Genomic DNA, 24,468 nt, shown 5'->3' with positions numbered 1-24,468 from the left:
TTAACTGGAATTAATCACGAATTCTATCGCGAATCGCCGCGCCAATCTTACCAAGCGGCAAAATATCTGTTGCAGCGCCAATCTCAGCGGCGGCCCGCGGCATGCCATACACGGCGCTACTGGCTTGGTCCTGGGCGATGGTCGCGTGCCCGGCCCGGCGCATCGCCAGCAGGCCGGCGGCGCCGTCGCGTCCCATCCCGGTCAGCAGTACGCCGGTCGCACTTCCCGCCCAGTGCGAGGCCACGCAGCCGAACAGGACGTCAACCGACGGCCGGTAGGGATTGTCGACCGGTTCGGGCTGGTAATGGAAGCGCTGTCCGGCACCGAGCGCCAGGTGGTCGTTGCTCTGCGCGACCTGCACCACCCCGCCCTGCAAGGCGTCGTTTTCGGCGACCACCCGCACCGGCATGCCGAGCTGATCGTCGAGCCAGCGCGCGAAATGCCCGGCGAAGCTGGCGTCGATATGCTGCACCACCACGATCGCCGTGTCGGGCGGCGCCTGCCACCCGGCCAGGACGGCGGCAATCGCCACCGGGCCGCCGGTCGAGGCGCCGATGGCCAGCAGGTGCCGGATACGCCCCGCGGGCAGGTGCGGGCGTCCGGGCCCGGCGCCGGCGGCGGCAGGGGCTGTCCGGTCGAAGCGGATCAGCTTGCCGATGGTCTTGATCTTGGCCAGCAGTTCGGCCGCGCCATTCCCGTCGCCGGCCAGCACTGGCGTGGCGGTCACGTCGAGCGCTCCCGCGCCCAGCGCGCGGAACACCTGGCCGACGTTGTCCTGCGGATGGCCGGTGACCACCAGGACCGCGCAGGGCGAGGCAAGCATGATGCGCCGGGTGGCCTCGACGCCATCGAGGCCGGGCATGTTCAGGTCCATCAGGACCAGGTCCGGGCGGTCCTCGGCGCACAGGCGCACCGCGTCCAGGCCGGTGCGCGCGATCCACGCCACCTGGTGCCCGGTCCCGGCCGTGACGACGCGGCGCAAGGCTTCCGCTGCCAGATTGAGGTCGTTGGCAATGCCGATCCTCATGGCGCGGCCGGCCCGATCAGGTCGAATACGGCATCGAGCAGGGTCGCGTCATGGAAGCTGCCCTTGGCCAGGTAATAGTCGGCCCCCGCCTCCATCCCGCGCGCGCGGTCTTCCGGACGGTCCTTGTACGAGACGATCATGACCGGCAGCTTGCGCAGGCGCGCATCCTGGCGCACCAGGCCGACCAGCTCGATGCCGTCCATGCGCGGCATGTCGATGTCGGTCACCAGCAGGTCGTAGTCGCCGGCGCGCGCCATGTTCCAGCCGTCCACGCCGTCGACCGCGGTATCGACCCGGTAGCCACGCGCCGCCAGCAGCTGGCGCTCCATTTCGCGCACCGTGAGCGAGTCGTCGACCACCAGCACGTGGCGCGTGGCGCGCACTGCGCCCTCGTCCTGGCGCGGCAGCTGCTGCAGGTCGCCGGCATGCAGCAGCCTGTCGATCGACACCAGGAGGTCGGCCACGTCCAGCACCAGCACCGGTGCGCCATCGTCGAGCAGCGCGCCGGCCGCCACGTTGCGCAGCTTGCCGAACACCGGGTCGAGCGCCTGCACGGTGAGACTTTGCTCGCCGGCGATGGCATCGACCACCAGCGCATAGCGCGCGGCGCCCTCGCCCAGCACCACCACCGACAGCTCGGCCGCCGGCGGCGCCTGGCCCAGCTCCAGCACCTGGGCCGCGGCCACCAGCCCGTAATGCACGCCGCCGAGCTCGAAGAACTGTTTGTTTTCCAGCGTGTGCACGGCATCCTGGGCCACCCGCAGCACCTGCTGCACCTTGGCGATCGGGATGGCATAGGCTTCGCCCGCTACCAGCACCACCAGCGCGCGCACGATCGACTGCGTCAGCGGCAGCGTGATCGCCGTGCGCAAGCCCTGGCCCGGCCTGCTGTCGACGCGCACGCTGCCGTTATGCTCACGCACCACCTGCTGGACCACGTCCAGGCCCACGCCGCGGCCGGAGATATCGGTCACATCCGCTTTCAGGCTGAAACCGGGCAGGAACAGGAATTCCATCAGCTCGGCCGGCGACAGCGCCGCCGCCATGGCCGCGCTGCCCAGCCCGCGCTCGACCACCGCGCTGCGTACCCGATCGGGATCGATGCCGCGGCCGTCGTCGCTGACCTCGATCACCAGCATGCCGCCGCGATGGCGCGCCGCCAGACGGATCGTGCCCTGCGCCGGCTTGCCCGCCGTACTGCGTTCGTCCGGGCTTTCCATGCCGTGATCGAGCGCATTGCGCAGCAGGTGGTTGAGCGGATTCTCGATGCGCGCAAGGATCGCCCGGTCGACCGGTATCGCGCCGCCTTCGATGACCAGCTTCACCTGCTTGCCGAGCTTGCGTGCCAGGTCGCGCACCATGCGCGGCAAGGCATGCACGCCGTCGCTGAACGGGCCCATGCGCAGCGCCAGCACCTGGTCCACCATGCGAGTGGCGACCTGGGCCGCGCGGCGCTCATGGGTTTCGGCTTCGGCCATGTGCTGCTGCAGCAGCAGCTTGAGCGGCTCGGCGCGCGCCAACACCAGCGCCGACTGCTCGGCCAGCGCAGGGTCGCCGCGGGCGGCGACGGCTTCGTGCAGCTGCGCCAGCGCGGCCAGCATGGTGGCCTGCTGGCGCTTGAAGCGTTGCAGCGAGGCGTTGAAGCCGGCGAGCTTGTGGGCATTGACACGCGCCTGGCTGGCCTGCGCCAGCAAGGCGTCGGCGGCGGGGCCGGCGCCGCGGGGCGCAGCGGCAGGCGCAGGCGGCGCCGGATCGGGTGCGGCGGCAATCGGTGGCGGCGCAGGCGGCTGCGCCGGAACGTGCACGGGCTCCGCCGGGACATGCCCGGCCTTGTCCTCGGCGGGCGGTGCGCCCAGGCCGCGCATGGCCGTCACGGCCGCATCGATGGCGTGCCGGTGCGCGCGCATCCAGTCGTCCAGGCCTGCCTCGCTCAAGGCCGCCACCTGCGCGACCAGGTCCACGCCGCCCAGCAGCACGTCGATGGCGGCCGGCTGCAGCGCCAGCGCTCCAGCCTGGGCCGCGATGAAGGCATCTTCCATTGCATGCGCGAGCTCCACCACCACCTGCAGCCCGACGATGGCGGCCGCCCCCTTGATCGAGTGGGCCGCACGCATCAGGCCATCGAGCACCTCGGCGCCGCCGCCGCCCTCCAGGCGCAGCAAGCCTTCGGTCAGGTGGCGCACCTGCCCATCGGCCTCCATCCGGAACAGGTCGAGCAGCGAAAACTGGCTCAGGTCGACGGATTCGTGGCTCATCGCAGCAATCCCGCGCAATGCGCGGCCAGCAGGCCCGGGGCGAGCACGCCCACCAGCAGGCCGTCGTGCGACAGCACGCCCGCCAGCTGCCGTCCCAGGCCCTTGTCGATGGTGGCGGCCGGCGCCGCCAGATGGGCGCCGGTGTAGCGCACCAGCCCTTTGAGTTCGGCTACCGGCAAGGCACATGGCTGGCCCGCGCAGTCCAGCACCAGCAGCCGGGCGAACACATGGCGGCCGCTGACCGCGGCGCCCCTGGCCTCGTCGATGCCGAGCATGCTTGCCAGCGACAGCGCCGGCACCAGGCGGCCGCCGACGTTCACGACGCCGAGCAGCGCGCCGCCGCTGCGGTGCGGCACCCGGTGCACCGGGGCCACGGGAGCGACCGATTCCACCATCGCCGCTGCCACCGCGAGCCACTCCGCCCCCACCCGGAATACCAGTGCCGAGGCATCCGGCGCCTCGACCGCCGCCGGTGGCTGGCGCAGGCGCTCGGCCCAATAGGCACGGTAGGCGCCATCGACCGGGCGTTCAAGGATGCGCCGCGCCGCGTCTTCAGGCAGGCTCATGCGGTCCTCCTCCCGGCCTGGCCGCGTCCATACACGCGTGCGGCGCGCTCCTGGTAGGCATCGGCGCCGCGTACGTCGCCATCGCGCCGGGCCAGCAGGCTGAGGTGGCACAGCGCCGCGTAGTGGTCCGGCTGCAGGTAGACGCAGCGGCGCCAGTAATCGGCGGCCGGCCGCAGCTGTCCTGCGCACTCGCTGACCAGGCCGAGCAGGAAATAGGCGTCGGCCGAGTCCGGGTGGGCGGCCAGCCAGCCGTGGCAGAGCCTCGCCGCCGCCGCATGGTCGCCGGCATCGGCCAGCTGCCGTGCCTGCGCCAGCGCATCATGCTCCGCCGCTAGGGGATTTGCCGCCCGGGCGCGCGCGGGCATACCAGGGAGCGGCGCCGGCGCGGGGACCGGCCGCACTGCCAGGGTGCGCCGCAAGGCCGGCAGCGGCAGCGCCGGCTGCGCCGCGCTTTTCTCGAGCGCGAACGCACCGGGCAGGCGCAGCGCAGCGAAGCCATGGCGGCACAAGGCCGGCACTTCGGCATAGCCGGCGAACAGCAGGCCGTCGTCCGCCAGCAGGCGGCGCAGGACCTGCGCCGCCGCATGCGCGGCCGGATCGTCGAAGTAGATCAGCAGGTTGCGGCAAAACACCAGGTCGTAGCAACCGGCCAACAGCGCCGTGTCGAGGGCGAACAGGTTGCCCTGCCTGAAGCCGACCCTGGCGCGGATGGCGTCGCACAGGCGGTAGCCGTCGTCCTCGGCCCTGAAGTAGCGGGCGCGGAAGGCCAGGTCGGCGCCGCGGAAGGCGTTGCGCGTGTAGTGCGCGGCGCTGGCGCGCCCGATCGCCGCATGCGACAGGTCGATCGCGTCGATCCGCACCGATGCCGGCGCCACCCCCGCCATGTCGAGCGCCATCGCCATCGAATACGGCTCTTCGCCGCCGGCGCATGGCAGCGAAAGGATGCGCAGCGTGCGCGCGGGCTGCAGCGCCAGCGCGCGCTGGACGAACCCGGTTGCGGCGCGAAAGGCCCCAGCGTCGCGGAACAGCCAGGACTCGGGCACCACCACCAGCTCGGTCAGCGCCTCGAGTTCGCCAGCGGGCAATGCATCGAGGTAGGCGCCGCGCTCGGCCACCCCCAGCCGGGCCATCCGTTCGCGCACCGCGCGTTCGGCGTCGGCCTCGCTGACGTTCAGGCCGGTGGCCTGCTGCAGCAATTGACGGGCGCTCACGCCTGCCCCTCGGGAAACAGCAAGGCGCGCACCTCGGGCGACAGCAGCTGGTCGACCTCGACCAGCTGCAGCATGGCACCGTCACTTGAGGCGACCTGGCCGAGGAAAGGCGCGCCGCGCACTCCGGCATCGGTGAGCAGGCCGGGCGCGATCTGCTGCACGCCCTGGACGCGCGCGGCGAGCAGGCCCAGGGCCCGCAGGCTGCCGTCACCGAGGACGTAGTCGGCCACCACGATGCGGGTATCGTAGTGCGGCGGCGACGGCGCGATGCCGGCCAGCCGGTCCAGGTCGATCACGGGTACCGGCGCGCCGTGCAGGTCGAGCAGGCCGGCCACGTAGGGCGGCGCCAGCGGCAGCTCCCTGAGCGCCGCCGCCGGCAGCACCTGGCGGATGCCCGCCAGGTGCAAGCCGTAGCGCTGGGCGCCGATGTGAAAGACCAGCACTTTCATGGCCGTATCAGCTGTTGACGGAGAAGGTGGCCACCGACGACTGCAGGTCGCCGGCCGCGTACTGGAGCTGACGCACCGCTTCGCTGGTCGCCTTCAGGGACTCGACCGTCTGCTGCGTCGCGTCGCTCAGCTGGAGCATGGTTTCCGAAATCTGCGAGGCACCCACCGCCTGCGACTGCATTCCTTCGAGCACCAGGTCGAACTGCGGCGCGAGCTTTTGCACCTGGTCCATCACCGAGGACAGCTGTTCGGCCACCTGGCGCACCTCGCCCACGCTGCGACGGATCTCTTCGGAAAACTTGTCCATGCCCATGACGCTGGCCGACACGGCCGACTGCATTTCCTTGACCATCTGTTCGATGTCCCAGGTCGATACCGAGGTCTGGTCGGCCAGGCGGCGGATTTCGGTGGCTACCACCGAGAAGCCGCGCCCGGCGTCGCCCGCCTTCTCGGCCTCGATCGCGGCATTGAGCGACAGGATATTGGTCTGGTCGGCCACCTTGGTAATCGTGACCAGCACACTGTTGATGTTGCCCGCCTTTTCCGACAGCGCCGCCAGCTTGGCGTTGATCGAGTCGGTCGCGCTGACCATGTGCTGCATGGTGGCGTCCATGCGCTTGAGGTTGCCCTGGGCTTCGGCCGTGGCGCTGGTAGTGAAATCGGCCACCGCGGTAGCCTGCTCCATGGTGCGCAGCAGCTGGGTGGTGTTGGCCGAGATTTCCCTGGTCGTCGACAGGATCTCGACACTGGTCTGGGCCTGTTCGATGCCGGTTGCTTCCTGCTGTTTCGACGAGGCCGCGATCTCGGTGGCCGAGGTGGTAACCTGGATGCCGGCCTTCTGCACGTTGTTGAGGTGGCTGCGCAGGTTGTCGAACATGGTGGACAAGCCCTGGCCGAGCTGGCCGATGGCGTCCTTCCCATGGATGCCGATCCGGCCGCTCAGGTCGCCAGCGGCGGCCTTCGAGACCACGGCCAGCAGCGCGTCGACCTTGTCGCGCAGGTCGGTAGTGGCTGCCTGCTCCTTGGCCTGGCTGTCCTGGATCGCCTGCGCCATGCGATTGAATTCGCGGGTCACCTTGCCCAGCTCGTCATTCGAATCGATGCGGGCTCGGGCCGACTGGTCGCCCGCGGCGATGCGCCCGAGCGTCTGGTTCAGGCTGTTGAGCGGCGCCAGCAGGGCCCGGATCAGCAGCCATGCGATCAGCACCGCCAGTGCGATGGTCGCCGCGCCGCCCACCGTGAGCAGTAGCGTCATGTCTTCCTGGAGCGCCGCCGAGTGCTGCGAGCGCAGGGTCATCAGGCGATTTTCCTCGGCCGCGATATCGTTGATCTGTTTGCGGATCGCCGCCACGGTGCGCGCGCCAGCGAGCACGGCTGCGTTGGTGTCGGCCGCATTGGCAGTCCCGGGGGCGGCATCCCGCGCCCGGCGCAAGGCAATTTGCGGCAGCACCGCCTGGGCCATCCATTCGTCGAGCGTCGGCCCAAGCTGCTTGAGACGGCCGTGCTGGAGTGGATTGTCAGCCGTTAGCCGAGTGGCCGTGGCCAGGTGGTCCTTTGCCTCGGCAAACTCGGCGTTCAGGGGCGCGATCAGCCCCTCGTTGCCGGTCAGGAGGAAGCCGCGTATGGCGCTCTGGACCTGCAGCACGGAAGTGGCGATATGGTCGGACTGGACCAGCACCTCCAGCGCGTGGCGGTCCCATTTGTTGGCATCGGCGAGCTTTTGCGAGTTGTTATACGCCAGCGCCAGCAGGAACAGCATGATCGAGACAATGGCTCCCAGGCCAAGTATCAGTTTGTTCTTGATGCTCAAATCGTTCAACATGGGGACTCCGGCACAATCGGACTGTGACTGTAGCATTCCAGGGCCCTGCACGGGTAAAAATAGTGCCCAAAGCCAATGGTCTCGCCAGGACGTCGACGCGCGGCGCAGAAAAAAACCCGGCAATCGCCGGGTTGTGTGGAGCGACCCTGCTACAGGCGTCACTTACATGATCTTGGTGCCGATCCACCACGCCACCGCCGCCATGAAAGCCGATGCCGGGATGGTGACGACCCAGGCCATCACGATATTGCCCGCCACGCCCCAGCGCACGGCCGAGGCCTTCTGCGAGGCGCCCACGCCCACGATGGCGCCGGTGATGGTGTGGGTGGTCGAGACCGGGATACCGAAGAAGCTCGCCATCAGCAGCGTTATCGCGCCGCCGGTTTCGGCGCAGAAGCCGCCGACCGGCTTGAGCTTGGTGATCTTCTGGCCCATGGTCTTGACGATGCGCCAGCCGCCGAACAGCGTGCCGAAGGCGATCGCCGCATAGCAGGAGATGATCACCCAGATCGGCGGCAGGGGCGCATCGGGGCTGGTCACGCCGGCGGCGATCAGGAGCATCCAGATGATGCCCATGGTCTTCTGTGCGTCATTGCCGCCGTGGCCCAGCGAATAGCCGGCCGCCGACACCAGCTGCAGGCGGCGGAACCAGACGTCGACCTTGCGCGGCGTGGATTTCACGAAGATCCAGGACACGATCAGCATGATGGTGGCCCCCAGCACGAAGCCGAGCAGCGGAGCCACGACGATGAAGGCGACGGTCTTGAGCAGACCGCCGGCGATCAGCGCGCCGGTGCCGGATTTGGCCACCGCGGCGCCCACCAGGCCGCCGATCAGCGCATGCGAGGACGAGGACGGGATGCCGTAGTACCAGGTGATCACGTTCCAGGTGATCGCTCCGACCAGGGCGCCGAAGATGACGTAATGGTCGACGATGTGCGGGTCGATCGTGCCCTTGCCGATGGTCTGCGCCACCTTCATGCTGACCACGAAGATCGCGATGAAGTTGAAGAAGGCCGCCATCGCCACCGCGGCCTGCGGCTTCAGTACCCCGGTCGACACCACGGTGGCGATCGAATTCGCCGAATCGTGAAAGCCGTTCATGAAGTCGAACACCAGTGCGAGCAGCACCAGCATGCCCAGCACCCAGATGCTGATGTTAATAGTTTCCATAATTGTTGTTGTTCTTGGCGGCGGGTTACGCGTTCTCGACGATGATGCCTTCGATGATGTTGGCGACATCCTCGCAACGGTCGGTGACGGTCTCCAGGATCTCGTAGATGGCCTTCATCTTGATCAGGTTGCGCACATCCGGCTCGTCGCGGAACAGCTTGGACATGGCGGCGCGCATCACGTGGTCGGCGTCGGATTCGAAGCGGTCGATCTCTTCGCAGATGGCGACGATCTTCTGGGCATTGCCCATGTCGTGCAGCAGGCCGACGGCTTCCTGCACCTTCAGGCAGCACGACAGGCACAGCTCGGCCAGGCGCTTGGCTTCCGGGGTCACCGCGTGCAGGTCGTACAGCGACACGGTCTGGGCGCCGTCTTCCATCATGTCGAGGATGTCGTCCATGCGGGTGATCAGCTTGTGGATGTCATCGCGGTCGATCGGCGTGATGAAGGTCTTGTGCAGCAGGTCGACGCAGGCGTAGGTGATCTTGTCGGCCTGTTTTTCGATGCTTTCCACGGCGTGGGTGCGGATTTCCAGGTCGTCGAAGTTGGTCATCAGGCCAACCATCTCCTGCGCACCCTTCACGCACAATGCGGCGTGCTGGTTGAACAGGTCAAAAAACTTCCCCTCCTGGGGCATCAGGCGTCCAAACATGTAGTTCTCCGTTGTAAAACTTTGGGGGTCTGCGAGGGTCCGCGGCAGGCCTGCCTCGATGGCATCCCGGCCGTGGCGCAATATCGGCTTAATCGCCTTGGTAGACGGCGAGGTTGCCGCTGTAGTTGCCAAACTTGGTGTATTGGCCGATCCAGGTCAGGCGGATCGCCCCGATCGGACCATTACGCTGCTTGCCGATGATGATCTCGGCGGTGCCTTTATCGGGCGAGTCCGGGTTATAGACTTCGTCGCGATACAGGAAAATGATCACGTCCGCATCCTGCTCGATTGCGCCCGATTCGCGCAAGTCGGACATGACGGGGCGCTTGTTCGGGCGCTGCTCCAGCGAGCGGTTCAGCTGCGACAGCGCGATGACCGGGCAATGCAGTTCCTTGGCCAGGCCCTTGAGCGAACGCGAGATCTCGGAGATCTCGGCGGTGCGGTTGTCGCCCGGCTGGCTACCCTGCATCAGCTGCAGGTAGTCGACGATGATAAGGCCGAGCTTGCCGCACTGGCGGGCCAGGCGGCGCGCGCGTGCGCGCATCTCGATCGGGTTCAGCGCCGGCGTCTCGTCGATGTAGAGCTGGGCATCGTTCATCTTCTGGATGGCGTGCGTCAGGCGCGGCCAGTCCTCGTCGTTCAGGCGGCCGGTACGCAGGCGGTGCTGGTCCAGCTGGCCGACCGAACCGAGCATACGCATGGCCAGCTGGGTGCCGCCCATCTCCATCGAGAAAACGGCCACCGGCAGGCCCGCCTCGATCGCGACGTTCTCGCCGATATTGATCGAGAACGCGGTCTTGCCCATCGACGGACGGCCGGCCACGATCACCAGGTCGCCCGGCTGCAGGCCGGAGGTCATGCGGTCGAGGTCGATGAAGCCGGTCGGCACGCCGGTGATCTCGCCCTGGTTCTCGCGCGAGTACAGCTCGTCGATGCGCTCGACCACTTGCGTGAGCAGCGGCTGGATCGGGTTCCAGCCCTGCTGGCCGCGCGCGCCGGTCTCGGCGATCGCGAAGATCTTCGATTCGGCTTCGTCCAGCATCTGCTTGACTTCCTTGCCTTGCGGGTTGAAGGCATTGCCCGAGATCTCGTCTGCCACCGTAATGAGTTTGCGCAGGATGCCGCGGTCGCGCACGATCTCGGCATAGCGGCGGATGTTGGCCGCCGACGGCGTGTTCTGCGCCATCGCGTTCAGGTATTGCAAGCCGCCCACATCGTCGGCCTTGCCCAGCGAGACCATGGCCTCGTAGACCGTGATCACGTCGGCCGGCTTGCCGCCATTGATCAGGCGGACCATCTGTTCGAAGATGATGCGGTGGTCGTAGCGGTAGAAGTCGTCCGCGTGCATGAAGTCGGCAATACGGTCCCATGCCGCGTTATCGCGCAGGAGGCCGCCGATGACGGACTGCTCTGCCTCGATGGAATGCGGGGGGATGCGCAGCGAGTCGACTTGCGGATCGGATGGGGAATTCATGGCGGGCATTATACCTTTTCCGGTCACACGGCTGAAATAATTGGGTAGATTCTGGCAATAAAAAAAGCCGGGCGAACCCGGCTTTTTTATTTATGCAACAAGTGCTTTACGCTAGAACTTAAGCAGCTTCGCCGACGACGGCGATGGTGATTTCCGACACGACATCGGTGTGCAGGGCGACTGCAACCGGGAATTCACCGGTGGTCTTCAGCGGGCCGGTCGGCAGGCGAACCTGCGACTTCTCGACCGCAAAGCCTTGCTTGCTCAGGGCTTCGGCGATGTCGAAGTTGGTGACCGAACCGAACAGGCGGCCGTCGACGCCGGCTTTCTGGCCGATGGTGACGGTCATGCCGCTCAGCTTGTCGCCCTGCGCCTGGGCAGCCGACAGCTTTTCAGCTGCTACTTTTTCCAGTTCTGCGCGCTTGACTTCGAACTCGGCCACGGCGGCCTGGGTAGCACGGCGTGCCATCTTTTGCGGGATCAGGAAGTTACGTGCGTAACCGTCCTTGACCTTGACCACGTCGCCCAGGTTGCCGACGTTAACAACTTTTTCCAAAAGGATAACTTGCATATTTTTCTCCAGAAATTCTGATCTGTACGCCGCGGATTAACCGTGGTGCAGGTCGGTGTACGGCAGCAGCGCGAGGTAGCGTGCGCGCTTGATCGCGGTGTCGACCTGGCGCTGGTAGTGCGCCTTGGTGCCGGTCAGGCGTGCCGGCATGATCTTGCCGTTTTCCTGGACGAAGTCCTTCAGGGTGTCGACGTCTTTGTAGTCGACCTGTTCCACGTTTGCAGCGGTGAAGCGGCAGAACTTCTTACGCTTGAACAGCGGGTTTTGCTGTTTGCGCTTCTCTTTGAGTTTCGCTTTGTTTTTGTCGAACTTTTTACCGAATGCCATTTTAGGCTCCTGTATCTAAATGAATGCCGCTTCAGGCGGCACTGAAATCAATGATGTGAAACACCAAGGCTTTACTGTTGCGATTCTTCCGTGCCAGGAATCCGGTGAACTGGTAGGCCGCGCCGAGTTCGGCGCTGGCAAACCTGCCTGAAATCTCGCCCGCGGCCAGCGCGGTGACTTCAAACTCGACCAGCCTCGCTACCCTTGCCTCTTCCTGCTGCGAACTGTGCATCAGGATGGCGCCCACGATGGGGACACCGGCCGGGGTGTAACGCAACACGTCACGCTCGGCGATGGTCGCCACGAGCCGCAGTTCGTTCACGCTACTGATTCACTCGTGTTCGGGATTCCCTGGAAAAACCGGATCAACAATTAGGCTGCTGCGGCCGGGGCGGCAGCTGGTGCTGCGGCTTCAGCGCGGTGGCTCTTGGCTGCGTCTTCGCGCTGGACCGACTTCATCATCGGCGACGGTGCGGTTTCAGCCTTCTTCATCTTGACGGTCAGGTGACGCAGGACGGCATCGTTGAACTTGAATGCGGTTTCCAGCTCGACCAGGGTCTCGTTGTCGCACTCGATGTTCAGGCAGATGTAGTGGGCTTTCGGCAGCTTCTGGATCTGGTAAGCCATCTGGCGACGGCCCCAATCTTCGACGCGATGGATGTTACCGCCGCGGCTCGACACCGTGGCTTTGTAACGCTCGATCATCGCCGGGACTTGCTCGCTTTGGTCCGGGTGGACGATAAAAACGATTTCATAATGACGCATGCATTACTCCTTAAGGACGTTTAAACAAATGCCCACCTCGGCGTCAAGACGAGTGTGGGAAGGGAAAGCCGGACATTATAGCCTGAGATTGGCCGAGTTGGAAAGCCGGGCGTTGTTCGCGGCGCTGATGGGCCTGCAAGGACGCGCGGTTTTTGCCACGCCCGTGACCGCGCTGCACAATTTTTTTACACTTTTCCCGTGTTTTCCCTTGCGCAGACAGGAATACTGTACAAAAATACAGTCTACTCACACAACGGATTGCTTTAACACACCCATGCTCAAGCTCACTGCAAGGCAAGAACAGATCCTGAACCTGATCAGGGAAGCGATCGAGAACACCGGTTTCCCCCCGACCCGCGCCGAAATCGCGGCCGAACTTGGCTTCAAGTCGGCCAACGCCGCCGAAGAACACCTGCAGGCCCTGGCGCGCAAGGGCGCGATCGAGATTTCGCCCGGCACCTCGCGCGGCATCCGCCTGATCGGCGCTTCCGTCGAACAGGTCCCCCTGGTGCCTGCCGCCCTGATGATGGCCCTGCCGCTGGTCGGCCGCGTCGCCGCCGGTTCGCCGATCCTGGCCCAGGAACACGTCGAAGCCACCTATAACGTCGACGCCGCGATGTTCTCGGCCAGGCCCGACTTCCTGCTGAAGGTCAAGGGCTGGTCGATGCGCGATGCCGGCATCTGCGACGGCGACTTCCTGGCGGTCAAGAAGATCGACAGCGCCAAGAACGGCCAGATCGTCGTGGCCAGGCTGGGCGACGAAGTCACGGTCAAGCGCTACCGCAAGACGGGCAGCGTGGTCGAACTGCTGCCGGAAAACCCGGACTTCAAGGTCATTCAAGTCACCCCCGAGGACGAGTTTGCGCTCGAGGGGCTGGCGGTGGGGTTGATGCGTAGTTGGCATTAATCCAGCTAACACTGCAATACCAGAACTTGGATCCCCGCCTGCGCGGGGATGACGGTTTTTAGGGGAATGGTACAAACATCGCAGTTAATACCGTTACTCTTAAGACCGTCGTTTCCGCGAAGGCGGGACCCCAATTTTTGCGAATAGCCGCGCTCCCGTCACTTCAGCTTCTTCGCATCCGAAGAACTCTTCACCATCGCATTGTGCTCGGACACATAGGCCTCGGTCGCCTTACGCCATGCCGCGAAATCGGCCAGCACCATCTGTGAGCTCACCTTCGCCTCCTCGGTCAGGTTCGACTGCAGCTGCGTCAGGTAGGCGGTCGACTTCTCCGTCTCTTCTTTAGTCATCAGCTTGGCGATATCCGCGGGGATGCGCTTGGTCAGCGGCGTTGCCGCGTTCAGGTTGGTGACGAATTTGTTGTAGCAATCCTGCCAGCTCGTCACGGCCGCCCCGATGCGGTCGATGTCGGCGTTAATCTTCGACATGGCCGGGATACGCGGGGCGGTGCAGCGGAATTCGCCCGACTTCAGGTCTTCGCCGTCATAGCCCTTGACCCAGTAATCGATCTCCTTGCGGCGCTTGACGCGCTGGTCCATCACATCGAGCGAGGCGGCGGCCACTTTGTTGCCCTTGGCGGCCGATTTCTTGAAGAGCGCTTCGGCCCTGGCCTCGTCGACCTGACCTGCTTCGCCATACCAGTACATCTGGCCCAGCGCCTGCTGCGCCTCGGCGTTGCCGCCATTGGCGAGCTTCGTGTACAGCTTCATGGCCTGGGCGTAGTCCTTCTTCGCGAACAGGGCGTGGGCATCTTCCAGCTCGCCGGCAAAGGCGCTACCGCAGAACAAGAGGGAGAGGCAGAACAGCGTGGTCTTCATGGGCGCTTACGGATGAGGAATCGAATCCCCATCATAGCGGCATCGTCCGTGCTACTCAACCTTTGGCACAAGAACGGCAGCCCGAAGGCTGCTGTCGTCCTTACGCGTCAAGGGCCTGGCGGAAGTCGGCGAGCAGGTCGTCGGTGTCCTCGATGCCCACCGAGACCCGAATCAAGGACTCGGCAATGCCCATGCTGGCACGCCGCTCCGCCCCCATCTCGAAGAAGATCGTATGCGCCACCGGGATCACCAGGGTGCGGGTATCGCCCAGGTTGCTGGCCGGGATGCCGAGCTTCAGGCGGTTCAGGTAGTCGAAGGGGTCGATCGCGTCGACCAGTTCGAAACTGAGCAGCGAACCGGCAGCGCGGAACAGCTCCGAGCTGATGCCATGCTGAGGGTGCGAGGCCAGGCCGGGGTAGTGCACCGCGGCGACTCGCTCATCGGCCTCCAAGAGCCGGGCCAGCGCCAGCGCATTGCTGCTGGTGCGGTCCATGCGCAGGCCCAAGGTCTCGGCGCCGACAGCGATATGGTGGGCCGCCTCGGGACCCAGCGCCGCGCCGAAGTCGCGCAGGGCTTTCGCGCGCAGCTGGGCCAGGCCTTGCGCCTGGCTCGGCTGCTTGCGGAAGTTCGGCGCGATGTGCGGGTAGCCGCTCCAGTCGAACAAACCGGTATCGGTCAGCGCCCCGCCCAGCGCATTGCCATGACCGCCGATCGACTTGGTCAGCGAATTGACCACCAGCCCCGCGCCGACCGCCTTCGGGCGGAACAGGTAGGGCGTGGTCATGGTGTTGTCGACCACATAGAGGATGCCGCGCTCGCGGCACAGCTGGCCGATGCGGGCCAGGTCGGCCACTTGCGTGCGCGGATTGGCGATGGTCTCGACGAACACCATGCGCGTTGCAGGCGTCAGCGCCGCTTCCACGTTCGCCACATCGGTCGCGTCAACAAAAGCGACATCCACGCCCTGCCCCGCCACCGTCTGCCACAGGCTGTTGGTATTCCCGAACAAAAAGGACGAGGACACGATCTGGTCGCCCGAGCGCAGCAGCGCCTGGAACAGCGCGCCGATGGCGCCCATGCCGGTGGCAAAGCACAGTGTGCCGACACCGTCTTCCATTTTCGTGATCTTGTCCTCGAGCGCGCTGACGGTCGGGTTGCCCTGGCGGCCGTAGCGGAAGCCCGGCTCCTTGCCCTGGAAGACCGAGGCCAACTGGCGCGCATCGTTGTAGCCGAAGGCCACCGAGGTATGCACCGGCTTGTGCAGCGAGCCCTGCTCGACCGTCTTGCGGCGGTCGTTGTGCAGGATGGTGGTGGTGAAACCGTACTTGGTATCGCTCATGGGATTTCGCTTGAAGCAGAACCTTATTCGGCGGCCGGAGCCTTCAGGTGCAGGTGCGTGGTCACGTCATCCTCGCCGCGCTTCGGGCTCGGCTTGTGGCGTGCCGATTCCAGGCGGTCGAGGTATTCCGGGGTCACGTCGCCGGTGACGTAGACGCCGTCGAAGCATGACGCCTCGAAGTTTTTCAGCGCCGGGTTGACGTCCGAGATGGCGCGCTTGAGCGCGTCGACATCCTGGTAGACCAGGCGGTCGGCGGTGATCTCGCGGCAGATTTCTTCGGTCGTGCGGCCGTGCGCGATCAGCTCGTCGCGGGTCGGCATGTCGATGCCGTACACGTTCGGGTACAGCACCGGCGGCGCGGCCGAAGCGAAGAACACCTTGCGCGCACCGGCTTCGCGGGCCATCTGCACGATCTCGCGGCTGGTGGTGCCGCGCACGATCGAGTCGTCCACCAGCAGCACGTTCTTGTCCTTGAATTCGGAGGCGATGGCGTTGAGCTTCTGGCGCACCGACTTCTTGCGCATGCCCTGGCCGGGCATGATGAAGGTGCGGCCGATGTAGCGGTTCTTGATGAAGCCTTCGCGGTACTCGATGCCCAGTTTCAAAGCCAGCTGGATGGCGGCCGGGCGCGACGAATCGGGAATCGGCATGACCACGTCGATCTCGCCATCGGGAATCTCGGCGCGGACTTTGTCGGCCAGGTATTCGCCCATGCGCAGGCGGGTCGCGTACACCGAGGCGCCGTCGATCACCGAGTCCGGGCGCGCCAAATACACGTATTCGAAGGCGCAGGGGTTCAGCGACGGGTTCTCGGCGCACTGCTGTTCGGACAAGTTACCATCGTTGTCGATATAGACCGCTTCTCCCGGCGCGATGTCGCGCACGAAGCGGAAGCCCAGGCCCTCCAGGGCCACCGATTCGCTGGCCACCAGGTATTCGGTGCCGCCTTCGGTCTCGTTCATGCCCAGGCAAAGCGGACGGATGCCAAAGGGGTCGCGGAAGGCCAGCATGCCGTGGCCGGCGATCTGGGCCACCACGGCGTACGCCCCGCGCACGCGGCGGTGCACTGCCGCGACGGCCTTGAAGACCGCTTCCTTGTTCAGGTTGAAACCATCGGCCGCCTCCTGGATCTCGTGGGCCAGCACGTTGAGCAGCACCTCGGAATCGGAATCGGTGTTGATGTGGCGGCGGTCGTTGCGGAACAGCTCGTCCTTGAGCACGGCCTGGTTGGTCAGGTTGCCGTTGTGCGCCAGCGTGATGCCGAAAGGTGCGTTGACGTAGAAGGGCTGCGCTTCTTCCTCGCTCGACGAGCCGGCGGTCGGATAGCGGCAGTGGCCGATACCGGTATTGCCTTGCAGCGAGCGCATGTTGCGGGTGCGGAACACGTCACGGACCAGGCCATTCGCCTTGTACATCGAGAACATGCTGCTGTGATTGGTAGCAATACCCGCAGCGTCCTGGCCGCGGTGCTGCAGGAGCAGCAATGCGTCATACAAGAGCTGGTTGACGGGATTGTGCGAAACGACGCCGACGATGCCACACATGGTGCGCTCCTAATAACTGACCTGCTGATTACAAAAAAGAATTCAATGAGGGTGTTCAATACTTCACATGCTGCGCCAATGCTGCAGGCAAGAAAGGCTTGACCGTGCGCGCTCCGGTTTCCGCCATTGGCGAGAGCAGCGCATTTGTCCAGAAATCCTGTTGCGGGATGGAAGTCATCCCACACAATATGACGGCGGCAAGCACGATTACAATGCCGCGGCCCAATCCGAACAATCCGCCCAGTCCCCGGTCTGCCAGGCTCAGGCCGCTCGCGGTGATCAGGGCGCCGATCGCCAGCGACAGAAGGCCCATCAATACGCGCACGCCGAGGAAGAGGAGGACAAACGCCGCGATCAGGCGCGCGGTCGCGCCGGGAACCAGGTCGGGCAGCATGGGGGCCAGTTTTGCCCCGTACATGTTGGCCACCACGAAGGCGACCACCCAGCCCAGCAGCGACAGGATCTCCTTCACCAGGCCGCGCAGGGTGGAAATGATGACCGACGAAATCAGTACGAACAGGACCAGGTAATCGAAAATCGTCACGCCGCGCTGCCCCGCTTGAAAACGTCCATCAGAGCGGGACCATCTTGCCCGACAGGCCGATGCCGATCAGCTTCGAGCTGACCTTGTCCGCCTCTTCCTTGCTGAACGGTCCTACCCGCACACGGATCAGGTCACCGGACTTCTCGGTGAACGAGGACACGCCGGCAGCGCGCAGGCGGCCCTGCAGCTCGGTGACTTTTTCCGGGGTCGTCAGCGCGGCGACCTGCACCACGTATTTCTGCGACGGGCCTTCGACCTTGACGGCCGCCTTGTCCTCGAGGATGGCGATCGCGCGGGCGGCGTCTTCCTTGGCCTTCGGCTTGGTTTCCAGGGGTTTGGCAGCGGCTGGCTCGGGCTTCTTGAGGACCAGGTCGGCGGCCTTTGGATGGACAGTGTCGATGGCGGGCGCGCGCTTCGCATCCAGCTTGGCTGCGTCAAGCTTGGGCTCGAGTCTGGGTTCGGGCTTCAGTGGCGGCACGGGGTCTGTGCGGCCGGTGTCGACGGTACGCATCGGCAGTGGATCGGACGGCGGCACCGCGATCGTGGCGCCAGGCTGCGGGCCGACGTCCACCGGCTCGACGATTTCCTCGCCGCTGTCCACGGTGGCCGCTGCCGGCACCGGCAGGGGCGCCGATTTTTCCTTGTCCGGGATGTTGATGGCGATGTCGGTGCCGAGCGGCTTGGGCTCGGAATCGAGCAGCATCGGCAGCCCGACGGCCGCGGCCAGCGCCAGTGCGATCGCGCCGACGAGGCGGCGGCGTGCGCGTTTTTTCTCGGGGAGGACAGGATCCGGGCCGCGGCTGCGCCGTGCGCCTTCGCCGGCGTGCGTCGCGCGCTTGGCGCGGGCGCGCTCGCCATAGGCTGCGTCGTCATCCTTGACGAAGTGGCCGCTGTCGCGGACGGTGTCTTGCTTGTTTTTGCTGCCGAACGAGAACAAGCCCATGCGTTTCAGGTATCAGTGTAGAGAGGATTTACGGGCCGCCATCACGCCGGCGACCGTATAGAACGAACCAAAGACCACAATTCTATCATTCTCCCCTGCCCGGCTCACCGCATTCGCATACGCCTCGGCAGGATTGGCGAAAGTGGCGACCGAAAAATCGTCTGCTTTCGCGCCCGCGGGCTTGAGCAATGCGAGTTTTTCGGCCAGCTGCGCCGGGTCGCTCGAGCGCGGCGAAGGCAGCGCCGTCACGCACCAGTGGTCGATGTACTGCGCCATCGGCGCAATCACCGCGTCGATGTCCTTGTCTTCCATGATGCCGAACACCGCATAGGTAAAGCGGTGGAAACCCATGTTGCCGAGGTTCTGCGCGAGGGTTGCGGCGGCGTGCGGATTGTGCGCGACGTCGAGCACTTGGGTCGGGCGCCCAGGCAGCACCTGGAAGCGTCCCGGCAGCTCGACCAGCGCCAGGCCGGCGCGCACTTCCTGGGCGCCGCAGGGCAGCTGCATGCGCAGCACTTCGAGCGCGGCTAGCGCGGCCGAGGCATTGAGCAGCTGGTTGGCGCCGCGCAGGGCCGGATAGGCCAGCGAATTGCGGCGCTGGCCGCGCCCGCCATAGCTCCACTGCTGCTGGTCGCCCTGGTAGTTGAAGTCGCGTCCCAGCAGCCACAGGTCGGCGCCGATGGTCTCCGCGTGATCGATCAGCGTTGTTGGGGGCACCGGGTCGCTGCAGATGGCCGCTTTGCCGGCGCGGAAGATGCCGGCTTTCTCGAAGCCGATCTTTTCGCGCGTGTCGCCGAGGTAGTCGGTGTGGTCGATGTCGACGCTGGTGACGATTGCCACATCCGCGTCGACCACGTTGACCGCGTCGAGGCGCCCGCCCAGGCCCACTTCGAGGATGGCCACGTCGACGTTCGACTGCGAGATCAGGTGCATGATCGCCAGCGTGGTGAATTCGAAATAGGTCAGCGACACGTCGCCGCGCACGCTTTCCACTGCATCGAAGGCTGCCACCAGGGCTTCGTTCGAGGCCATCTCGCCATTGATGCGGGCGCGCTCGTTGAAGTCGAGGAAGTGCGGCTTGATGTACAGGCCCACGCGGTAGCCGCATTGCAGCAGCATCGCTTCGAGCATCGCGCAGGTCGAGCCCTTGCCATTGGTGCCGGCCACCATGATCACGGGGCAAGCAAAGCCAAGCTGCAGGCGCTCCTTGACGGCGCGCACGCGGTCCAGTCCCATGTCGATATGGGTTTCGGCATGGCGCGACTCGAGCAGAGCCAGCCAGTCGGGCAAGGTGGTCGGGGTAGTGGGCATGGATGAACTTCGGTGGTGCGTGCGTGGCACGGTACTCATTCGCGATCGACGCGCAGATGCGGATACGCGCAGCGGATGCGTGGCATCCGCTGCGCGAACGGGGTCAAGCGAGGACTTCGACTGCCTGGTTCTGCAGCAAGGCCAGCAGGCGCGCGATTTCTTCGCGCATCTTGCGGCGGTCGACGATCATGTCAACAGCGCCCTTCTGGACCAGGAACTCGGCGCGCTGGAAGCCTTCCGGCAGCTTTTCGCGCACGGTGTTCTCGATCACGCGCGGGCCGGCAAAGCCGATCAGCGCTTTTGGTTCGGCGATCACGACGTCGCCCATGAAGGCGAACGACGCGGACACGCCGCCCATGGTCGGGTCGGTCAGCACGCTGATGAACGGGAGCTTCTTTTCCGACAGCTTGGTCAGCATGGCGGTGGTCTTGGCCATCTGCAGCAGCGACAGCAGGCCTTCCTGCATGCGCGCACCACCGGTGGCGGTGATGCAGATGAAGGGCACCTTCTGCTCGAGTGCCACCTGGGCGCCACGGGCAAAGCGCTCGCCGACGACCGAGCCCATCGAGCCGCCCATGAATTCGAATTCGAAGCAGGCCACGACGACCGGCAGGCTCATGATCGAGCCGCCCTGGACGATCAGCGCATCGGTCTCGCCGGTGGCTTCCATTGCCGACTTCAGGCGGTCCGGGTATTTCTTGCTGTCCTTGAACTTCAGGGTATCGACCGGCAGGGTTTCCTGGCCGATTTCATAGCGGCCGCCGGCATCGAGCAGCCCATCGAGGCGGTCGCGCGCGCGGATGCGCATGTGATGGTTGCACTTCGGGCAAACGTGCAGGTTCGACTCCAGGTCGGCCCGGTACAGCACCGCTTCGCACGAGGGGCACTTGACCCACAGCCCTTCGGGCATGGTCTTGCGGTTGGCGGCATCGGAGCGCTGAATCCGTGGGGGCAGCAGTTTTTCTAGCCAACTCATCTTTTTCTCCTTGCGGCAGTTCTTCGAGGTGGCGGTAGTGTAGCCGCTCAGAACCCGCTTGTCGAATCATGTCTGGCTGCCAATTAGCATCCTGACATCATCTCTCCCACCCTGGGGTCAGAGTCAAATTGTTGAGCAATTCCCCGGAATTTCCCACAATTCGACTCTGACCCTAACTGCCGGCTAGCAGGTCTGTTGCAAAATAATTAGGGTCAGAGTCGAATTACAGGAAACTTTAGAATGTTTCCCACTTATTCGACTCTGACCCTCATTACGAGCTTTAGAATGTTTCCCACTTATTCGACTCTGACCCTCATTACGACGAGGCTGCAACCGTGAATAAGCACTACAACTGAGGGTGATCGCGCGACGTGCCTATGCGTTTGCCGGGGCCTCCGACACTTCTTTCGTACTGTATTCGAGGCCGCCGACGAATTTTGCCACTACGTTATAGAGCCAGGCAGACAGACCGGCACCGAGGAATGCCAAAACACCATAGACGACTGGCGCCACCACTAAGGCAACCAAGGCAATCCCGCTCCCTCCAAGCATGCCGGCAGCTGCCAAGACGATGAAGATGGGAAGCGACATGACCGTGTACATTACCGCGAACACCTTTGCCGACTGGCCTACCGAAACATTTGTGACATGGCAGCATCCGAAATATTGGTTATCGGAAATACCAATCCCAATATACCGCCGAGCTCGAAGACAAAGGCGCGATAACGCAAATCGCCTTTTGAGTGAAAGCAATTTATTGTCGAGATTAAGTTTCAACGCAACGAGGGTCAGAGTCAAATTGTTGAGCAACTTTGTAAAGTTTCCCAATAATTCAACTCTGACCCTAATTAATCAGCGCCCGGTCTCGCCTGCTGATAATGAGGGTCGGAGTCGAATTGCAGGAAACTTTTGAGAGTTTCTCAACAATTCAACTCTGACCCCAGGGTTCAGGCGTCGAGGGCGGTGCGGATGGTGGTGGTGAAGGTACGGACGGCGTCGACGGCGCGGTCTTTCGGCACCGATTCGAGTTCCTGGATGATGCGGCTGCCGATGACGACGGCGTCTGCCACTTCAGCCACGGCCCGGGCGGTGGCGCCGTCGCGGATGCCGAAGCCTACGCCGATCGGCAACTTGACGTGCTCGCGGATGGCGGCGACGCGGCGTGCCACGTCTTCCGTGTCGATGGTGCCGGCGCCGGTCACGCCCTTGAGCGAGACGTAATAGCTGAAACCGCTGCCATATTGCGCCACCTGCTGCACCCGCGCGGTGGTCGAGGTCGGGGCCAGCAGGAAGATCAGGTCCAGGCCGTTGGCGCGCATGGCCTCGGCAAAGGACGCGCACTCTTCCGGCGGGTAGTCGACGACGATGGCGCCGTCGGCCCCCGCTTCTTTCGCGAGGCGGATGAAGTTGTCGGGGCCGATGCGCTCGATCGGGTTGGCGTAGCCCATCAGGACCACCGGCGTGGTGGTGTCCTTCTGGCGGAATTCGCGCACAAAGTTAAAGACGTCCGCCAGGCCGATGCCGAACTTCAGGGCGCGCTCACAGGCGCGCTGGATGACCGGGCCTTCGGCCATCGGGTCGGAAAACGGAACGCCGAGTTCGAGCACGTTGGCGCCGCCCTCTACCAGGGCGTGCATCAGCGGCACGGTCAGTTCGGGCGCCGGGTCGCCTGCGGTGATGAAGGTGACCAGGCCGGTCTTGTCCTGCGCCTTGAGCGCAGCAAAGGTCGATTCGATACGGGACATGCGGTTCTTTCAATCAGGGTTCACGAAGGGCGGGAAACGACGGGCCGACATGCGTCAGCTAAAATCGAGCCCCATCCTTTGCGCCACCGTGTGCATGTCCTTGTCGCCGCGGCCCGACAGATTGACCAGGATGAGCTGGTCCTTCGGCAGGGTGGCGGCCAGCTTCACCGCATACGCGATCGCGTGCGAGGACTCCAGCGCCGGGATGATCCCCTCGATGCGGCAGCAGTCGTGGAAAGCCTGCAGCGCCTCATCGTCCGTGATCGACACATACTCGGCGCGCAGCGAATCCTTCAGCCATGCGTGCTCGGGCCCCACGCCCGGATAATCCAGGCCTGCCGACACCGAATGCGTCTCGATGATCTGGCCGTTCGCATCCTGCAGCAAATAGGTGCGGTTACCGTGCAACACACCCGGGAAACCGGCCGTGAGCGAGGCCGCATGCTTGCCCGAGTCCAGGCCCTCGCCCGCCGCCTCGACGCCCACCAGCTTGACGCCCGGCTCGTCGATATATGGATAGAAGATACCCATGGCGTTGGAGCCGCCGCCGATGCAGGCGACCACGTAGTCGGGCTGGCGCCCCGTCATGGCGGGCATCTGCACCCGGCATTCCTCGCCGATCACCGACTGGAAATCGCGCACCATCATCGGGTAAGGGTGCGGGCCGGCCACCGTGCCGATGATGTAGAAGGTGTTTTCGATATTGGTGACCCAGTCGCGCATCGCTTCGTTGAGCGCGTCCTTCAGGGTCCTGGAGCCCGATTCCACCGGCACCACGGTCGCGCCCAGCAGTTTCATGCGGTAGACGTTCTGGGCCTGGCGCTTGACGTCTTCGCTGCCCATGTAGACCACGCATTCGAGGCCGAAACGAGCGCAGATGGTGGCGGTGGCTACACCGTGCTGGCCGGCGCCGGTTTCGGCGATGATGCGTTTCTTGCCCATGCGGCGCGCCAGCAGGGCCTGGCCGATCACATTGTTGATCTTGTGCGCCCCGGTGTGGTTCAGGTCTTCGCGCTTGAAGAAGATCTGGGCGCCGCCGGCCTGCTCGGAGAAGCGGCGCGCGTGGTACACGGGCGACGGACGGCCGACGAAGTGGGCCAGCTCGTAGCGGTATTCGTCGAGGAATTCGGGGTCTTGCGAGTAGCGCGCGTAGGCTTCGCTCAGCTCGGCCAGCGCGTGCGAGAGGGTTTCGGCGACGAAGCTGCCGCCGTAGGGGCCGAAATGCCCCGAGGTGTCGGGCAGCTGGTATTCCAGGTTCTTGAACAGGGCGGCAGTGCCGCGGCTAGGCAATTCTTTCATGGGATGTCTCACTCCAGATGGTGGCGTCGGCCGCCCGCACCGCGCCGACGAAGTCGGCGAGCTTGCGGGCATCCTTGATGCCCTTCTGCGCTTCGACGCCACTACTGACGTCGACCGCGAAGGGACGAACACGTACCACCGCGTCAGTCGCGTTTTGTACGTTCAAGCCACCACTCAAAACGACCCGAGGCGCGAGCTCTTTTGGGATGAGAGACCAATCGAAAACCTTTCCTGTGCCGCCGTAGGCATCCACCCAGGTGTCGAGCAGGAGACCCGAAAACCAGGTGCTGGCGGCGCGGTATGCACGCTCGTATTCTAGCAGTTCATCCTGGGTCGTGTCCGGCCGGACCCGGAAGGCGCGCACGAAGGGGCGCTGCACGGCCGCCGCCGCCGCCGCGCATTCCTCGGCCGTTTCGTCGCCATGGAACTGGATCAGCGACAGCGGGGCATGGGCCGCGACCGCCCGCACCTCGTCGATGGTCGCGTTGACGAACAGCGCCACCGCGCTCACGTAAGGCGGCAGCGCGGCGCACAGTTCCCCTGCCCGTTCGGGGGTGAGGTAGCGCGGGCTCTTCGGGTAGAACACGAAGCCCAGCGCATCGGCGCCGGCAGCGACAGCCGCGCGCAGGTCTTCCTCGCGCGTGATGCCGCAGATCTTGATACGGGTGCGTTGCATGTCGATCCTAAGGA

General features: G+C 64.9%; 25 protein-coding genes. 1 reads left to right on the top strand and 24 read right to left on the bottom strand.

Annotated elements, in window-relative coordinates; all coding sequences use genetic code 11:
* Positions 1-10 precede the first annotated feature (10 nt).
* From cheB to rpsF, 13 genes are all read right to left on the bottom strand, one after another.
* Positions 11-1,027 carry a chemotaxis-specific protein-glutamate methyltransferase CheB gene (gene cheB / locus AC56K1_RS12670; protein WP_497158195.1) on the bottom strand — a complete coding sequence of 339 codons (1,017 nt, stop codon included), beginning with the start codon at positions 1,025-1,027 and terminating at the stop codon, positions 11-13.
* Complete coding sequence (locus tag AC56K1_RS12665) at positions 1,024-3,282, bottom strand: hybrid sensor histidine kinase/response regulator (protein WP_497158194.1); 2,259 nt, start codon at positions 3,280-3,282, stop codon at positions 1,024-1,026. Before AC56K1_RS12665 ends, cheB begins: the two co-directional genes overlap by 4 nt.
* Entirely contained in the window at positions 3,279-3,848 is a 570-nt protein-coding gene (locus tag AC56K1_RS12660; protein WP_497158193.1) for a chemotaxis protein CheW, read from the bottom strand. Before AC56K1_RS12660 ends, AC56K1_RS12665 begins: the two co-directional genes overlap by 4 nt.
* Positions 3,845-5,059 carry a CheR family methyltransferase gene (locus AC56K1_RS12655; RefSeq protein WP_497158192.1) on the bottom strand — a complete coding sequence of 405 codons (1,215 nt, stop codon included), beginning with the start codon at positions 5,057-5,059 and terminating at the stop codon, positions 3,845-3,847. Before AC56K1_RS12655 ends, AC56K1_RS12660 begins: the two co-directional genes overlap by 4 nt.
* Positions 5,056-5,508 carry a chemotaxis protein CheW gene (locus tag AC56K1_RS12650; RefSeq protein WP_497158191.1) on the bottom strand — a complete coding sequence of 151 codons (453 nt, stop codon included), beginning with the start codon at positions 5,506-5,508 and terminating at the stop codon, positions 5,056-5,058. Before AC56K1_RS12650 ends, AC56K1_RS12655 begins: the two co-directional genes overlap by 4 nt.
* Positions 5,509-5,515: 7 nt before the next feature.
* Positions 5,516-7,330 (bottom strand): methyl-accepting chemotaxis protein, encoded by a 1,815-nt coding sequence (locus AC56K1_RS12645; protein WP_497158190.1) that lies wholly within the window; start codon positions 7,328-7,330, stop codon positions 5,516-5,518.
* A 162-nt stretch (positions 7,331-7,492) separates the two neighbouring features.
* Entirely contained in the window at positions 7,493-8,503 is a 1,011-nt protein-coding gene (locus AC56K1_RS12640) for an inorganic phosphate transporter (protein ID WP_497158189.1), read from the bottom strand.
* Positions 8,504-8,528: 25 nt separating this feature from the next.
* Positions 8,529-9,155, bottom strand: a complete 627-nt coding sequence (locus tag AC56K1_RS12635) for a DUF47 domain-containing protein (protein WP_497131904.1) — start codon at positions 9,153-9,155, stop codon at positions 8,529-8,531.
* An 88-nt stretch (positions 9,156-9,243) separates the two neighbouring features.
* Complete coding sequence (locus AC56K1_RS12630) at positions 9,244-10,629, bottom strand: replicative DNA helicase (protein ID WP_497158188.1); 1,386 nt, start codon at positions 10,627-10,629, stop codon at positions 9,244-9,246.
* Positions 10,630-10,747: 118 nt separating this feature from the next.
* A complete protein-coding gene (gene rplI / locus AC56K1_RS12625) occupies positions 10,748-11,200 on the bottom strand; it encodes a 50S ribosomal protein L9 (RefSeq protein ID WP_497158187.1) in 453 nt (150 codons plus the stop codon).
* Positions 11,201-11,236: 36 nt separating this feature from the next.
* Entirely contained in the window at positions 11,237-11,527 is a 291-nt protein-coding gene (rpsR, locus tag AC56K1_RS12620; protein ID WP_497158186.1) for a 30S ribosomal protein S18, read from the bottom strand.
* Positions 11,528-11,558: 31 nt separating this feature from the next.
* Positions 11,559-11,849, bottom strand: a complete 291-nt coding sequence (gene priB, locus AC56K1_RS12615; protein ID WP_497158185.1) for a primosomal replication protein N — start codon at positions 11,847-11,849, stop codon at positions 11,559-11,561.
* A gap of 50 nt (positions 11,850-11,899) precedes the next feature.
* Positions 11,900-12,292, bottom strand: a complete 393-nt coding sequence (gene rpsF, locus AC56K1_RS12610) for a 30S ribosomal protein S6 (RefSeq protein WP_497131908.1) — start codon at positions 12,290-12,292, stop codon at positions 11,900-11,902.
* Between the two features lie 274 nt (positions 12,293-12,566).
* On the opposite strand from rpsF, the gene lexA reads away from it, so the two are divergent.
* Positions 12,567-13,199, top strand: a complete 633-nt coding sequence (gene lexA, locus AC56K1_RS12605) for a transcriptional repressor LexA (protein ID WP_497158184.1) — start codon at positions 12,567-12,569, stop codon at positions 13,197-13,199.
* A 158-nt stretch (positions 13,200-13,357) separates the two neighbouring features.
* Here the strand turns inward: lexA and AC56K1_RS12600 are convergent, their stop codons facing one another.
* The 11 genes from AC56K1_RS12600 to AC56K1_RS12550 all read right to left on the bottom strand — a co-directional run bounded on the left by AC56K1_RS12600 (position 13,358) and on the right by AC56K1_RS12550 (position 24,454).
* Positions 13,358-14,077: a tetratricopeptide repeat protein gene (locus tag AC56K1_RS12600; protein WP_497158183.1), complete on the bottom strand. Its 720-nt coding sequence runs from the start codon at positions 14,075-14,077 to the stop codon at positions 13,358-13,360.
* A gap of 100 nt (positions 14,078-14,177) precedes the next feature.
* Positions 14,178-15,416, bottom strand: coding sequence for a cystathionine gamma-synthase family protein (locus AC56K1_RS12595; RefSeq protein WP_497158182.1), 1,239 nt, complete (start codon positions 15,414-15,416; stop codon positions 14,178-14,180).
* Positions 15,417-15,439: 23 nt separating this feature from the next.
* The gene (gene purF / locus AC56K1_RS12590; protein ID WP_497158181.1) at positions 15,440-16,960 is read right to left on the bottom strand and encodes an amidophosphoribosyltransferase; all 1,521 of its coding nucleotides are present in this window, start codon (positions 16,958-16,960) and stop codon (positions 15,440-15,442) included.
* Between the two features lie 55 nt (positions 16,961-17,015).
* Positions 17,016-17,504, bottom strand: coding sequence for a CvpA family protein (locus AC56K1_RS12585; protein WP_497158180.1), 489 nt, complete (start codon positions 17,502-17,504; stop codon positions 17,016-17,018).
* A 28-nt stretch (positions 17,505-17,532) separates the two neighbouring features.
* Entirely contained in the window at positions 17,533-18,447 is a 915-nt protein-coding gene (locus AC56K1_RS12580; protein ID WP_497158179.1) for an SPOR domain-containing protein, read from the bottom strand.
* Between the two features lie 12 nt (positions 18,448-18,459).
* Positions 18,460-19,758 carry a bifunctional tetrahydrofolate synthase/dihydrofolate synthase gene (folC, locus tag AC56K1_RS12575; protein ID WP_497158178.1) on the bottom strand — a complete coding sequence of 433 codons (1,299 nt, stop codon included), beginning with the start codon at positions 19,756-19,758 and terminating at the stop codon, positions 18,460-18,462.
* Between the two features lie 103 nt (positions 19,759-19,861).
* Complete coding sequence (accD, locus tag AC56K1_RS12570) at positions 19,862-20,734, bottom strand: acetyl-CoA carboxylase, carboxyltransferase subunit beta (protein WP_497158177.1); 873 nt, start codon at positions 20,732-20,734, stop codon at positions 19,862-19,864.
* Positions 20,735-21,109: 375 nt separating this feature from the next.
* The gene (locus tag AC56K1_RS12565) at positions 21,110-21,544 is read right to left on the bottom strand and encodes a hypothetical protein (protein WP_497158176.1); all 435 of its coding nucleotides are present in this window, start codon (positions 21,542-21,544) and stop codon (positions 21,110-21,112) included.
* 137 nt (positions 21,545-21,681) lie between these two features.
* Entirely contained in the window at positions 21,682-22,479 is a 798-nt protein-coding gene (gene trpA / locus AC56K1_RS12560) for a tryptophan synthase subunit alpha (RefSeq protein WP_497158175.1), read from the bottom strand.
* Between the two features lie 54 nt (positions 22,480-22,533).
* The gene (gene trpB / locus AC56K1_RS12555) at positions 22,534-23,778 is read right to left on the bottom strand and encodes a tryptophan synthase subunit beta (protein ID WP_497158174.1); all 1,245 of its coding nucleotides are present in this window, start codon (positions 23,776-23,778) and stop codon (positions 22,534-22,536) included.
* A complete protein-coding gene (locus AC56K1_RS12550; protein WP_497158173.1) occupies positions 23,762-24,454 on the bottom strand; it encodes a phosphoribosylanthranilate isomerase in 693 nt (230 codons plus the stop codon). The genes trpB and AC56K1_RS12550 overlap by 17 nt, the downstream gene beginning before the upstream one ends.
* Positions 24,455-24,468: the final 14 nt, after the last annotated feature.

The organism is Telluria sp. ZB4P37 (assembly GCF_059685855.1).
This window is presented reverse-complemented; position numbering and strand designations above follow the sequence as displayed.

Coding starts and splice junctions, on each gene's coding strand:
- cheB (WP_497158195.1), bottom strand. CDS start 1,027: ATGAGGATCGGCATTGCCAACGACCTCAATCTGGCAGCGGAAGCCTTG.
- AC56K1_RS12665 (WP_497158194.1), bottom strand. CDS start 3,282: ATGAGCCACGAATCCGTCGACCTGAGCCAGTTTTCGCTGCTCGACCTG.
- AC56K1_RS12660 (WP_497158193.1), bottom strand. CDS start 3,848: ATGAGCCTGCCTGAAGACGCGGCGCGGCGCATCCTTGAACGCCCGGTC.
- AC56K1_RS12650 (WP_497158191.1), bottom strand. CDS start 5,508: ATGAAAGTGCTGGTCTTTCACATCGGCGCCCAGCGCTACGGCTTGCAC.
- AC56K1_RS12645 (WP_497158190.1), bottom strand. CDS start 7,330: ATGTTGAACGATTTGAGCATCAAGAACAAACTGATACTTGGCCTGGGA.
- AC56K1_RS12640 (WP_497158189.1), bottom strand. CDS start 8,503: ATGGAAACTATTAACATCAGCATCTGGGTGCTGGGCATGCTGGTGCTG.
- AC56K1_RS12635 (WP_497131904.1), bottom strand. CDS start 9,155: ATGTTTGGACGCCTGATGCCCCAGGAGGGGAAGTTTTTTGACCTGTTC.
- AC56K1_RS12630 (WP_497158188.1), bottom strand. CDS start 10,629: ATGAATTCCCCATCCGATCCGCAAGTCGACTCGCTGCGCATCCCCCCG.
- rplI (WP_497158187.1), bottom strand. CDS start 11,200: ATGCAAGTTATCCTTTTGGAAAAAGTTGTTAACGTCGGCAACCTGGGC.
- rpsR (WP_497158186.1), bottom strand. CDS start 11,527: ATGGCATTCGGTAAAAAGTTCGACAAAAACAAAGCGAAACTCAAAGAG.
- rpsF (WP_497131908.1), bottom strand. CDS start 12,292: ATGCGTCATTATGAAATCGTTTTTATCGTCCACCCGGACCAAAGCGAG.
- lexA (WP_497158184.1), top strand. CDS start 12,567: ATGCTCAAGCTCACTGCAAGGCAAGAACAGATCCTGAACCTGATCAGG.
- AC56K1_RS12600 (WP_497158183.1), bottom strand. CDS start 14,077: ATGAAGACCACGCTGTTCTGCCTCTCCCTCTTGTTCTGCGGTAGCGCC.
- AC56K1_RS12595 (WP_497158182.1), bottom strand. CDS start 15,416: ATGAGCGATACCAAGTACGGTTTCACCACCACCATCCTGCACAACGAC.
- purF (WP_497158181.1), bottom strand. CDS start 16,960: ATGTGTGGCATCGTCGGCGTCGTTTCGCACAATCCCGTCAACCAGCTC.
- AC56K1_RS12580 (WP_497158179.1), bottom strand. CDS start 18,447: ATGGGCTTGTTCTCGTTCGGCAGCAAAAACAAGCAAGACACCGTCCGC.
- folC (WP_497158178.1), bottom strand. CDS start 19,758: ATGCCCACTACCCCGACCACCTTGCCCGACTGGCTGGCTCTGCTCGAG.
- accD (WP_497158177.1), bottom strand. CDS start 20,734: ATGAGTTGGCTAGAAAAACTGCTGCCCCCACGGATTCAGCGCTCCGAT.
- trpA (WP_497158175.1), bottom strand. CDS start 22,479: ATGTCCCGTATCGAATCGACCTTTGCTGCGCTCAAGGCGCAGGACAAG.
- trpB (WP_497158174.1), bottom strand. CDS start 23,778: ATGAAAGAATTGCCTAGCCGCGGCACTGCCGCCCTGTTCAAGAACCTG.
- AC56K1_RS12550 (WP_497158173.1), bottom strand. CDS start 24,454: ATGCAACGCACCCGTATCAAGATCTGCGGCATCACGCGCGAGGAAGAC.